Source organism: Streptomyces sp. E2N166, assembly GCF_003671715.1.
In the GTDB taxonomy this organism is placed as follows: domain Bacteria; phylum Actinomycetota; class Actinomycetes; order Streptomycetales; family Streptomycetaceae; genus Streptomyces; species Streptomyces thinghirensis.
Window position 1 is genome coordinate 350,618 of record NZ_RAIF01000031.1, and the last position, 11,307, is coordinate 361,924.

Genomic DNA, 11,307 nt, shown 5'->3' on the forward strand with positions numbered 1-11,307 from the left:
GGGGCTCGCGGCCGGCCGGGCCGGCGCGCGACGGGGGAGTGAGAGCGCGCCGACGTCTGTCAGCCGAGCAGCGTGCCGCCGCTGGCGTCGATGAAGGCGCCGGTGATCCAGCGGGCGTCGTCGGTGGCGAGGAACGCCACCACGTCGCCGACGTCCTGGGGTTCGCCGACGCGGTTGAACGTGGACAGAGCCGCCATCTGCTCCACGACCTCCGGGATGTCGAAGGCCGGGTTGCCGTTGCGGGTGATGCCCGGGGCCACGCTGTTGACCGTGATGCCCCGCGGGCCCAGCGCCTTGGCGTAGTGCAGGGCGAGCATCTCCACGGCGCCCTTGGTCATCGCGTACGCGATCTCCTGCGGGTTCGCGAAGCGGGTGAGGCCGGAGGAGATGTTGATGACGCGCCCGCCGTTCGGCATGATCTTCAGGGCGCGCTGGATGATGAAGAACGGTGCCTTGGCGTTGACCGCGACCAGGCGGTCGAACTGCTCGGGCGTGGTGTCCTCGGGGGCCACTCCGCCCATCACACCGGCGTTGTTGACCAGGATGTCGAGGTCGGTCGTCCCGGTGCGCTCCTTGAGGCCCTGCTCCAGGCCCAGGAACAGCTCGTGGACGTCGCCGGCGACACCCAGTTCCGCGCCGACCGCGAAGGCCCGGCCGCCGTCCTTCTCGATGGTGGCGACGACCTCGTCGGCGGCGTCCTCGTTCGAGGAGTAGTGGACGGCGACGAGTGCGCCCTCCCGCGCGAGGCGCACGGCGGTCGCCCGGCCGATGCCCCGGCTCGATCCTGTGACGAGCGCTGTCTTTCCGGTGAGCCTGCCCATGTCGTGTTCTCTCCGCTTCGTTGACGTGTGGGACGTGGCCGGGACCGTGCCGGTCCCCGCCGGTGCGGCGGCCGTGGTACGAGCCGTGACGGACGCCGAGCCGGCTGCCGCGGGGGTGATCGACGGGGCCCCGAACCATCGGTGCAGGGCGGTCGCGAGATCCGTCTCGCCGTCGGATCCGGTCCACGCGACGTGCCCGTCCGGGCGTACGAGGACGGCCTCGGTGTCTCCCAACGGGCCCCGGCCGGCCGGGACCGGGACATCGGCGGACACCGTGTCCACCAGGGCCGCCCAGGGGGCGGCCGTGGCGCGCAGCCCCGCGCGCCGGGACTCGTCGCCGGACAGTGCGAGCAGCAGGCCGCGGCCGGAACGCAGCAGCGCCGGGGTGCTGGTCCGTCCGCGGTCGCCGGCCAGCTCCGTGTGGGGGAGACGGGCACCGAGCAGCGGGTGGCTGCCCGGTCCCACGTCGTAGCGGACGTCCAGGCCCGAGACCATGCCGGCGAGGTGGACGCGTACGTCCTCGTGCGGAAGCAGCTCCGCGAGGACGTCCCGGGCCGATTCGACCTCCGCGCCGCCGAGCAGCAGCAGGGCCTGGGCCGCGATGTTGCCCAGGGTCCGCCCACCGACCGCGTGCCGTTCGGTGTGGTAGCTGTCGAGCAGGCCTTCCGGGCCGCGCTCGCCGACCTGGGCCGCCAGTTTCCAGCCGAGGTTGACGGCGTCCTGCAGCCCCAGGTTGAGGGCCTGGCCGCCGATCGGCATCTGGGCGTGGGCGGCGTCGCCCGCCAGGAACAGCCGGTGGTCGCGGTAGTGCGCGGCCTGCCGTGAGACGTCGCCGAAGGCGTTGACCCAGAGCGGGGTGCCGTCGCCGATGTCCTCGCCGGTGACGCGCCGCCAGGACTCGGCGAGTTCCGCGAACGTCGGTTCGGCCGCGGGCCCGGGACCCGCCGCGCGCGGCCGGGCGGTCCGCCCGTACTCGTGCAGCATCACGCGCGTCACTCCGTCGGGACGGCGTGCGGCGATGGCCAGGCCGCGCTCCAGCCGCTGGAAGCGCCGGTTCGGGATGTCGATGCCGGCCACGTCGGCCCGGATCAGCTCCCGGGTCGCGTCGGTGCCGGGGAAGTCGAAGCCGCCGAGGCGGCGGACGGTGCTGTGCTCGCCGTCGCAGCCGACCACGCACTTGGCGCGCAGCCGCACCGGTCCGTCCGGGCCGTGCACCTCCGCCTCGGCGTGGTCCGGGGTCACGGTCAGCCCACGGAGCTCGTGGCCCCGCAGGACGACCGCGCCCAGGCCGGTGGCCCAGTCCGCGAGCAGTTCCTCTGTGCGGACCTGCGGGACCTTCCACTGGCCCGGGTACGGGCCGGGGAGGGTGAGGTCGAGGGGGACGCCGCCGAAGTGCCCCATGACGTCGTTCGGCACCGGGCCCAGCTCGTCGAGCAGGCCGCGGCTGTCGAGGATCTCCATGGTGCGGGCGTGCAGGGTGGACGCCCGCGACTCGGTGGTGGGGGCGGACAGCCGCTCCACGACGACCACGTCCGCGCCGCCCAGCCGCAGCTCGCCGGCGAGCATCAGCCCGACCGGCCCGGCACCGACCACGACCACCTGGGTTTCCCTGTAGTCGCGTGCCATGGTCAGCGCTGCTGCTCGGCGTGGCGCTTGGCGTGACCGAGGGTGGCCCGGCTGTTGGTGCTCAGGGCGTTGCGCACGTATTCCCTGGCCTCGGCGACGCCGGCCTCGGGGCCCAGGATCCGGGTGATGTTCGCGGTGTTGAGCACGACGGTGTGCTGCGAGGAGGCGGCGACGCCGTCCTCGTTCTCCGTGAAGGTCCAGTAGCCCGTGTGCAGGGTCATCAGCGCGGGCAGGGTGACCTGCTTGTACGCGATCCTGTGGTGGGGGAAGCAGACCCGGTACGACTTGGTGGTGTGCGTGGAGCCGTCCTTGGCGCGGGTGTCCATCTCCAGGATCTGGAGCCCGGGGGAGACCTCGTCCAGCCGCACGGTGGCCACGTGCGGCAGGCGCTCCTCCCAGCGGTCCGCCTCGTTGATGAAGTCGTAGACGTCCTTGGCGGAGCCGTTCACCTGGATCGTGTCCTCGAAGGAGAAGGTCACCTCCTCGCTGGCACGGGCCAGTTCGACGTTGGACTTGAGCGCGGCCAGCTCCGAGCGGGAGTTGCGGTCGACGGCCTCGTCGATCCACTTCAGGCCCTCGGGGTCGTCGTCGATCGCCCGGTAGTCGTGCAGCAGCCGGATCCGCGACTCGTCGGCGGAGAGCGGCTCGATGATCCAGGTGCCGCCCATGGAGGCGACCGGCGGCGCGGAGACCTCCTGGCGGAAGGTGATGCGCAGCGCCTCGGGGTCGAGGGTGCGGCGCGAGGTCCAGTTCTTGACCTCACCGTTGGCGGTGGCCCAGATGCGGATGCGCTCCTCGCCGGCGCCCCGCTCGACGTGGTCGACGTACACCGTGGGCGGGAAGATCCGCGGCCAGTTCTCCACCTCGGCGATCAGGCGGTAGACCTCGCCCGCGGGGGCGTGGACGGTGATCTCGTGCTCGACCTCTTTGGTCATGGGGTTCGAGTCCTTCGGGTCGCGTCGGTCCGGTTCAGAAGTTGCCGAGGCCGCCGCAGACGTTGAGCGCCTGCGAGGTGATGGATGCGGCGGTGTCGGAGGCCAGGTAGCCGACGAGTCCGGCCACCTCCTCCGGCGTGGAGTAGCGGCCGAGCGGGATCTTGGCCTGGAACTTCTCGAGGATCGCTTCCTCGGAGGCGTCGTAGGCGGCCGCGTAGCCCTGGCGGACCCGCTGGGCCATGGGGGTCTCCACGTAGCCCGGGCACACCGCGTTGACGGTGATGCCGGTGGGCGCCAGCTCGTTGCCGAGGGCCTTGGTGAAGCCGACCACGCCGTGCTTGGAGGCCGAGTACGGGGCACCGAGGACGACGCCCTGTTTGCCGGCGGTGGAGGCGATGTTGATGATCCGGCCGCGGCTCCTGTGGCGCATGCCGCCGGTGTTCAGCACCTCCTTCGTCATGCGGAACACGCTGTTGAGGTTGGTGTCGACGACGTCGTGCCACAGCTCGTCGTCGATGTCGGCGGTGACGCCGCCGCCGCTGCGGCCGGCGTTGTTCACCAGGACGTCGACGGCGCCGTAACGGTCCACGGCGGCCTGAACGAAGTCGCGCGCGTTCTCGGCGGAGCGCACGTCCAGGGTGGCGCCGTCGACCTCCAGGCCCTCCTCACGCAGTTGCTTGACGGTGGACACCACGTTCTCCGCGTTGCGCGCGCCGATGAAGACCCGGTGTCCCTGGCTCGCCAGGAGACGCGCGACGGCGAGGCCGATTCCGCTGGTGGCACCGGTGACGAGGGCGACGCGCTGGTCCTGCTGCGACATCTGTTCTCTCCAAAGAGGGTGGGCGGTACGGGCGGCGGCCGCCGTGCCCGGCACGGCGGCCGCAGGGTGTGGGGGGTGGGTGCCGCGGCCGGATCAAGCCGCGAGGGACTCCCGCATCTGCGCGTTGACGGCGGCTATCAGGCCGCGCGGGGTGGGGTTGTCGGTGAAGACGTCGTCGTCCAGGGCGATGCCGTACTCGCGCTCGATCCGGCCGGCGGTCTCCAGCAGGGCCAGCGACTCGTAGCCCAGCTCCTCGAAGTCGGTGTCGAGGATGTCGCCGTCGAGGTCGACGCCCTCGTCCGCTCCGGCGCCCTCCAGCAGGATGCGCCGGAGAACTTCGAGGGTGAATTCCTTGTCGGACATGTGGTTCCCCTTCATGGGTGTGGTGGGTGCAGCGGTGTGTGCGGCCGTGGCGGCCGGTGGCGGCAACGCGATGGGGCCCCGCGCGAGCGCCGTCGAGGGTGGGGGAGTTGCCAACCGACGACAACGCCGCGGATGGGCGTGCCGGCTCCCGCGTCTGCGGCGTGGTCCGCCGGACAGGCCCTAGTCGACGGCCCCGACGACGACGGCGGAGTTGAAGCCGCCGTAGCCCCGGGCGAGGACGAGCGCGGTGCGTACCGACGCGGTACGCGGCTGGCCGGTGACCAGGTCGATGTCGTACTCGGGCGACAGGGTCACGTTCGTGGTCGGCGGGATCAGGCCCTCGCGCATGGACAGCACCGCGGCGACCACGTCCACCGGCGCGGCGCCGGAGTAGAGCCGCCCGATCATCGTCTTCGGCGCGGTGACCGGGACCCGGCCGGCGCCGAAGACGGCGGTGACGGCCTCGGCCTCCTCGCGGTCCAGACCGGGGGTGCCGGCGGCGTCGGCGAACACCACGTCGATCTGGCCGGGCGCGACGTCCGCGTCGGCCAGGGCCAGTTCGATCGCCCGCCGCAGACCGGGCTCCCGGCCCGAGCCGGGCTTCGGGTCGAACGTCGCGCCGTACCCGGAGATCTCGCCGTAGACGTTGCGTGCCCCGCGCCGGCGGGCGGCCTCGGCGTCCTCCAGGATGAGCAGCGCCCCGCCCTCGCCGGGCACGTAACCGCAGGCGTCGGCGTCGAAGGGCAGGTAGGCCCGCTCCGGCTCGGTACGGGTGCTGAGGCGGCCGTTGGCGAGCTGTGCCACCCAGCCCCACGGGCAGATGGAGGCGTCGAAGCCGCCCGAGAAGATCAGCTTGCTGCCCTTGCGGATCTGCCGCCGGGCCTGCGCGACGGCGTCCAGACCGCCGGCCTGGTCGCTGACGACCACGCCGCTCGGTCCGCGCATCCCGTTGCGTATGGAGATCTGGCCGCTGTTGACCGCGTAGAACCAGGCGAAGGACTGGTACGCGCTGACGTACTGGCTGCCCTGGCTCCACAGCTTCTTCAGCTCGTTCTGGCCGAACTCGAAGCCGCCGGAGGTGCTGGCGGTGACCACGCCCATGTCGAACTCGGGGATGTCGCCGGGCCTGACGCCGGCGTCCTCGAAGGCGCAGTCGGCGGCCACCAGGGCCAGCCGGGTCATCCGGTCGGTCTGCGGGATCAGCCGGTTCGGCAGGTGGTCCTCGGCGACGAACCCCTGGATCTCGCCCGCCAGCGTGGCCGGGTACTGACTCGGATCGAAGCGGGTGATCCGGCCGATGGCGTTCTTGCCGATACGGGTGGCGGCCCAGAAGTCGTCCACGCCGAGCCCGTTGGGGGTGGCGACACCGATGCCGGTGACGACGGTCCGGGGGGTACGCGCGCTCATGCGGCGCTCCTTTCGGGACGGGCCAGCACCATCGCGCTCTGGAACCCGCCGAATCCGCTGCCGACCGTCAGCACCGCTTCGGTGGTGTGCTCACGGGCGGTGAGCGGCACGTAGTCGAGGTCGCACTCGGGGTCGGGGGTGTGCAGGTTCGCGGTGGGCGGCACCACGTTGTTCTCCATCGCCAGCACGGACGCGGCGATCTCGATCGAGCCGATCGCGCCCAGCGAGTGCCCCACCATGGACTTGATGGAGCTGACCGGGGTGCGGTAGGCGTGTTCGCCGAGGCTCAGCTTGAACGCGGCGGTCTCGTGCCGGTCGTTCTGCTTGGTGCCCGAGCCGTGCGCGTTGATGTAGTCGATGTCCTCGGGGTTCATCCGCGCCTCGTCCAGCGCCACCCGGATCGCCTCGGCCATCTCCCGGCCGTCCGGGCGCAGGCCGGTCATGTGGAACGCGTTGCAGCGCGAGGCGTAGCCGGCGATCTCGGCGTAGATGTGGGCACCGCGCCGCCGGGCGGCGGACAGCTCCTCCAGTACGAAGACCGCGGAGCCCTCGCCGAGCACGAACCCGTTGCGGGTGCCGTCGAACGGCCGCGAGGCGTGCTCGGGGTCGTCGTTGCGCGGCGTCGTCGCCTTGATCGCGTCGAAGCAGGCCATCGTGATCGGGGAGATCGGCGTGTCCGTGGCTCCGGCGATCATCACGTCGGTGCTGCCCTCGCGGATCAGCTCCACGGCGTGGCCCACCGAGTCGAGCCCGGACGTGCAGCCGGTGGAGACCACCGTGTTGGGGCCCTCCGCGCCGACCGCCCACGCGACCTCGGCCGAGAACGAGCTGGGCACGAAGTGGTTGTACAAGTGCCTCGGGGCGTAGGCGTAGTCGACCAGGTCGAGCCGGCCGCCGTCACTGACCACGCGGTACTCGTCGTCGAGCCCCATGGTCGCGCCGACCGCGCTGCCGATGGTCACTCCGGTGCGGTGCGGGTCGAAGCCCGCCAGGTCCAGCCCGCTGTCGGCCAGCGCCTCGCGCGCGGTGACGACACCGAACTGCGCGGCGCGGTCCATCCGCCGGATCTCCTGCGGTCCCAGGCCGTGCAGTTCGGGGTCGAAGTCGGCCTCGGCCGCGACCTGGGAACGGAACGAGGAGGGATCGAAGAAGGTGATTCCCCGGGTGGCCGTGCGGCCCTCGCTCAGCAGGCTCCAGAAGTTCTTGGTGCCGACACCGCCCGGTGCCAGCACGCCGATTCCCGTGATTACTACCCGGCGCTCCACTAGAGGGTGCCTCCCATGATGTCGGTCGACGGCTTCACGAGGACGCCGTCCAGTTGTAGAAGCGGGTGGCCATCGCGTCGGCCGGGGACCGCCAGGTCGCCGGGTCGTAGGCCTGGATGAAGGGCTTGAGGTCCTCGCTGATCCCGACGAAGCGCGGGTCGGACTTGGCCTCCTCGATGAGCTGTCCGCCGTTGTCCGAGTCGAAGTCCTGCAAGTGGAAGTACAGGCCGCGGTAGGCGAACAACTGGCGGCGACGGGTGCCCATGCGGTGCGGCATCTCGGTCGCGTCGAACTCGCCGAAGAGCTTGGCCACGTCGACGCTCGACTCGGCGTCCATACGGGCCACGATCAGGGTGCTGTGCATGCGTTTCTCTCTTCCGGAGGGCGGATGGGAGCGGCCGGACGGAATCAGCCGGCCGCGGTGGACCGGTACAGGCGCAGGAAGTCGCGCACGCCCTGGGTGACCAGTTCGTCGGTCTCCTCGTCGGTGAGCGGGAGCGCGCCGTGGAACGACCGCTGGGCGACCGGGGTCGCCACGAGCAGGACGAAGTGACCGGCCGCGCGGCAGGGGTCCTCGATGTCGAGGAGCCCCCGCTCGGCGACCTTCGCCAGGCCCCGGGCCAGCGCCTGCTCGGCGCGCTGCGGCCCGGCGCTGCGCCACACCTCCAGCACGTTGGCGGGCAGCCGGGCGATCTCCGCGTTGAGCTGCCGTACCAGGGCGAAGTGCTCGGGAAACTCGGTGAGCGGCCGCTGCCAGGCCCGGCCGAAGGCGATGAGGTCGGCCTCCAGGTCGGTACGGGTGCTCAGCCGGCGTTCCGCGATGTCCGCCAGCGCGGCGGCGACGGACGCGGCGCTGTTCAGGACGACCGACAGGAGCAGCCGCTCCCGGTCCGGGTAGTGCTCCAGCAGGGTGCTCTCGGCGACACCGGCCTCCGCGGCGACGGTGTCCAGCCGCGCCCGGGTGCACCCTTCGCGGGCGAACACCCGCAGCGCGGCGCGCTCGATGGCCCGACTCTCCTCGGCCGGGCCGGGCCGGGGCACGTTGGGCAGGACGACGTGTGTGGTCATACGTGGCTCCTGGTCGGTCGAGTGGCCCCCTCGGGCCTTGCTTCCGCACCGCGGGGGCGCCGCGACGGGGGAACCCGGCGGGCGCCGCACGGGGCGGTCGGTCGTAGGCCCGGCGCGGTCGGCTGTGTGCCGGGTGCGGTCGGTCGTGCGCCCGGCGTGGTGACGCGGTGGTCGGTCGTGCGCCTCGCGGCTGGTGCGCCCTGCGCCGTGCGGCGTGTGTCTCGCGCTTGGTGTGCCGTGAACGGACCCGCGCCGGGCGCCGTCACACCGTGCGGTGGGTGGACGGGGCGCCGAACCAGCGCTCCAGGGCCATCGACAGGTCGTGGTGGCTGCCGGGCGCGGCCCAGGCGACGTAGCCGTCGGGGCGGACCAGGACCGCGGAGGTGCCGTGCAGCGGGCCGTCCTCGGCGACCCCGTGCGGGGCGGCGGTCACGATGTCCACGCGTCCGGCCCACGCCGCCGCCCGCTCACGCAGGGTGGGGTTGTCCTCCAGGTCGAGCAGGACGCCCCGGCCGGCGTGCAGCAGCTCGGTGCTGCTGGTCTTGCGGGTCTCACCGACCAGTTCGAGGTGCGGCATGCGCTTGCCCAGCAGAGGGTGGCGGCCCGTGCCGACGTCGTACGTGATCTCCAGGCCGCTGACCATGCCCGCCAGGTGCCGGCTCACGTCCCGGTAGGCGATGAGTTCACCGAGCACGTCGCGCAGCGGCTGCACCTCGGGGCCGCTGAGGAAGAGCAGTCCCTGGGCGCGGGTGTTCATCAGCAGGCGCTTGCCGACCGGGTGGCGCTCGCCGTGGTACGTGTCCAGCAGGTCGGCGGACGCCCAGCCGTTGACGGCGGCGGCCAGCTTCCAGCCGAGGTTCACCGCGTCCTGGATGCTGGTGTTCATGCCCTGCCCGCCGGCCGGCAGGTGGATGTGCGCGGAGTCGCCCGCCAGGATGACGCGGCCGCGCCGGTACTCGGTGACCTGCCGGGTGGCGTCGCCGAAGGCACTGACCCACACCGGTTCGCCGTGTGAGATGTCCGTGCCGGTGAGGCGCTGCCAGGCGGCTGCCACCTCCTCGAACGTGGGCGGCTCGGTGCGCCGCTGCGGCGGGGTGCCGCGCTCGCAGACGATGAGGCGGGTGATGCCGCCGGGCAGCGGGCCGACCATGACCATGCCGCCGGGCAGCGTCTCCCCGATCATGCGGGGTTCGAGGTCCAGCCCCTTCACGTCGGCGAGGAACATCTCCAGCGTGGAGGCGGTCCCGGGGAAGTCGAAACCGGCGGCCTTGCGGATGGTGCTCCGCCCGCCGTCACAGCCCACCAGGTAGGCGGCCTGCAGAGTGTGGACGCCCTGGGGACCGCGCACCTCGACCTCGACGCTGTCGCCGTGGTCCGTCAGGGACAGCAGCTCATGGCTGCGGCGGATGTCGGCGCCCAGGTCGGTGGCCCACTCCTCCAGCTTCGTCTCGGTGACGGACTGGGGGACGGTCTTGGCCGCCTGCCACGCGCCCTCCAGCACGCCGAAGTCCACCGGCAGGCCGCCGAAGTGCCCCTGGTTGCTGGTCTCGATCTCCCCGAACCGGGGCAGCAGACCACGCTGGTCGAAGACCTCCATGGTGCGCGCGGTGAAGCCCAGCCCGCGGGACTCCCCGGTCCGCTCCGCCAGCCGCTCCAGGACGATGACCTCCACTCCCGCGAGCCGAAGTTCACCGGCGAGCATGAGCCCGGCCGGACCGGCGCCCGCGATGATGACCGCAGCGTCCATGTACGTCTCCTTGGGTGTGGTCGAAATTGCGCGACAAGGCAGCCGGAAGAAGGCTGCGAAACAGGTGAAGGCCGAAGCCGAGGACGACCGGAGAAGTGGTCGAAAGGGAGTGGCGTAACCGCCGGACCGGAATTCGTCACAGTTCAGCGGAGGCTATGGAGAAGCTTCTTCGTTTCCGGTTCGGGAGTCAACCCGCGAAGATTCAGATCTCTGTCACGTTCCGTCAGGGCACCTACAGAGAAAGATAAAACGGTCTCGCATCGGCAGGTACGGCACAGATTGGCCAGCCGTAGCCGAAATCGACTACACAGGACTCACAAATAGGAGGCCCTCGCCTTGTCCCTGACTCATTGACCGAAATAGCTTGGCTGGCAGTTCGATGAGATGGGGGAACTGATGAGTCAGGGAACGATTCGAACAGTCACGGTGCTGACGGCGTGCGAGGGCACGGGTTGCCGCCGTCAGGAGGCGACGGGCGGCCGGTCCCGCCGCCTCGCCGAGCGGGGAACGCGTCTGTGTTCCTCGTGCGGCCACCGCTTCGTCGCGGAGCTGAGGAAACTGCCCGGCCTGTACGAGGAGTGCGGGCTGCTCCTCGGCGGGTCCGATCAGCCCCGCGAGAGGACGACCGGCGGACCACTGCCCGGGATGCCGTTCAACACCGCCGCGGCCGAGGCGCGCGCGGCCGTCGTCGGCGTCCTGCGGTCGTGGGCGGCCGTGGTCGTCGACGGCCGGCGCATCCGCCTCCCGCGGGGGACGGCGCACCGGTCGTCGGTCATGGTGGGAGAACTCGCCGACTTCCTCGTCCGGCACGCCGACTGGCTCATGGCGCACGATGCCGCGGGGGACGTCTCGGAGGAGGTGGCGCGGCTGGTGCGCAGGGCACGCCGGGTCATCGACCCGGAGCCGCTGCGCCGGGTGACGATCGGAACCTGTGTCGAGCCGGACTGCCGTGGTGGGCTGACGGCCACCGTGCGGCCGAGCCGGCCGCAACTGCCCGCGGAGATCACCTGCGACACCGATCAGTCCCACCGCTGGCTTGGCCACGAGTGGCTCCAGCTGAGCCGCCGGCTCGCTCAGGGCCGTCGGTCCACGACCGTCCCCGTGGCCGCCACGCCGTCCGCGGCGGAGAGCGTGCGCTGGGTCACCGCGGGCGACGTCGCGCAGCTGTGGGGCATCGCCACCGGCAGCGTCTACCGCCACGCCAGCGAGCAGCAGTGGCGCCGCCGCTCCCGCGGGGGCCGCACGTACTACCACG

Annotated in this window: 10 protein-coding genes; 1 reads left to right on the plus strand and 9 read right to left on the minus strand. The window is 71.9% G+C overall.

From position 1 onward, the window contains the following. Positions 1-59 precede the first annotated feature (59 nt). The 9 genes from EBH09_RS23615 to EBH09_RS23655 form a co-directional block, all read right to left on the minus strand. Positions 60-2,447, minus strand: a complete 2,388-nt coding sequence (locus tag EBH09_RS23615; protein WP_121748942.1) for an SDR family oxidoreductase — start codon at positions 2,445-2,447, stop codon at positions 60-62. 2 nt (positions 2,448-2,449) lie between these two features. Continuing rightward, a complete protein-coding gene (locus EBH09_RS23620) occupies positions 2,450-3,382 on the minus strand; it encodes an aromatase/cyclase (RefSeq protein ID WP_121748943.1) in 933 nt (310 codons plus the stop codon). A 34-nt stretch (positions 3,383-3,416) separates the two neighbouring features. Then, entirely contained in the window at positions 3,417-4,202 is a 786-nt protein-coding gene (gene fabG, locus EBH09_RS23625; protein WP_121748944.1) for a 3-oxoacyl-ACP reductase FabG, read from the minus strand. 93 nt (positions 4,203-4,295) lie between these two features. Beyond that, positions 4,296-4,565: an acyl carrier protein gene (locus EBH09_RS23630; protein WP_121748945.1), complete on the minus strand. Its 270-nt coding sequence runs from the start codon at positions 4,563-4,565 to the stop codon at positions 4,296-4,298. Between the two features lie 180 nt (positions 4,566-4,745). Then, the gene (locus EBH09_RS23635) at positions 4,746-5,972 is read right to left on the minus strand and encodes a ketosynthase chain-length factor (RefSeq protein ID WP_121748946.1); all 1,227 of its coding nucleotides are present in this window, start codon (positions 5,970-5,972) and stop codon (positions 4,746-4,748) included. Then, positions 5,969-7,237 (minus strand): beta-ketoacyl-[acyl-carrier-protein] synthase family protein, encoded by a 1,269-nt coding sequence (locus tag EBH09_RS23640; protein ID WP_121748947.1) that lies wholly within the window; start codon positions 7,235-7,237, stop codon positions 5,969-5,971. The genes EBH09_RS23635 and EBH09_RS23640 overlap by 4 nt, the downstream gene beginning before the upstream one ends. 34 nt (positions 7,238-7,271) lie before the next feature. After that, the gene (locus EBH09_RS23645; RefSeq protein WP_121748948.1) at positions 7,272-7,601 is read right to left on the minus strand and encodes a TcmI family type II polyketide cyclase; all 330 of its coding nucleotides are present in this window, start codon (positions 7,599-7,601) and stop codon (positions 7,272-7,274) included. Between the two features lie 44 nt (positions 7,602-7,645). Next, positions 7,646-8,305, minus strand: a complete 660-nt coding sequence (locus tag EBH09_RS23650; RefSeq protein WP_193776486.1) for a TetR/AcrR family transcriptional regulator C-terminal domain-containing protein — start codon at positions 8,303-8,305, stop codon at positions 7,646-7,648. Between the two features lie 262 nt (positions 8,306-8,567). Continuing rightward, complete coding sequence (locus tag EBH09_RS23655; RefSeq protein WP_121748949.1) at positions 8,568-10,052, minus strand: FAD-dependent monooxygenase; 1,485 nt, start codon at positions 10,050-10,052, stop codon at positions 8,568-8,570. A 396-nt stretch (positions 10,053-10,448) separates the two neighbouring features. On the opposite strand from EBH09_RS23655, the gene EBH09_RS23660 reads away from it, so the two are divergent. Beyond that, on the plus strand, positions 10,449-11,307 hold an 859-nt coding region (locus EBH09_RS23660; protein WP_193776487.1), incomplete at its 3' end, for a hypothetical protein.

Bases quoted from the DNA above. Each gene is read 5' to 3' on its own strand.
- EBH09_RS23615 (WP_121748942.1), bottom strand. From the start codon at position 2,447: ATGGCACGCGACTACAGGGAAACCCAGGTGGTCGTGGTCGGTGCCGGG.
- EBH09_RS23645 (WP_121748948.1), bottom strand. From the start codon at position 7,601: ATGCACAGCACCCTGATCGTGGCCCGTATGGACGCCGAGTCGAGCGTC.
- fabG (WP_121748944.1), bottom strand. From the start codon at position 4,202: ATGTCGCAGCAGGACCAGCGCGTCGCCCTCGTCACCGGTGCCACCAGC.
- EBH09_RS23655 (WP_121748949.1), bottom strand. From the start codon at position 10,052: ATGGACGCTGCGGTCATCATCGCGGGCGCCGGTCCGGCCGGGCTCATG.
- EBH09_RS23630 (WP_121748945.1), bottom strand. From the start codon at position 4,565: ATGTCCGACAAGGAATTCACCCTCGAAGTTCTCCGGCGCATCCTGCTG.
- EBH09_RS23650 (WP_193776486.1), bottom strand. From the start codon at position 8,305: ATGACCACACACGTCGTCCTGCCCAACGTGCCCCGGCCCGGCCCGGCC.
- EBH09_RS23620 (WP_121748943.1), bottom strand. From the start codon at position 3,382: ATGACCAAAGAGGTCGAGCACGAGATCACCGTCCACGCCCCCGCGGGC.
- EBH09_RS23635 (WP_121748946.1), bottom strand. From the start codon at position 5,972: ATGAGCGCGCGTACCCCCCGGACCGTCGTCACCGGCATCGGTGTCGCC.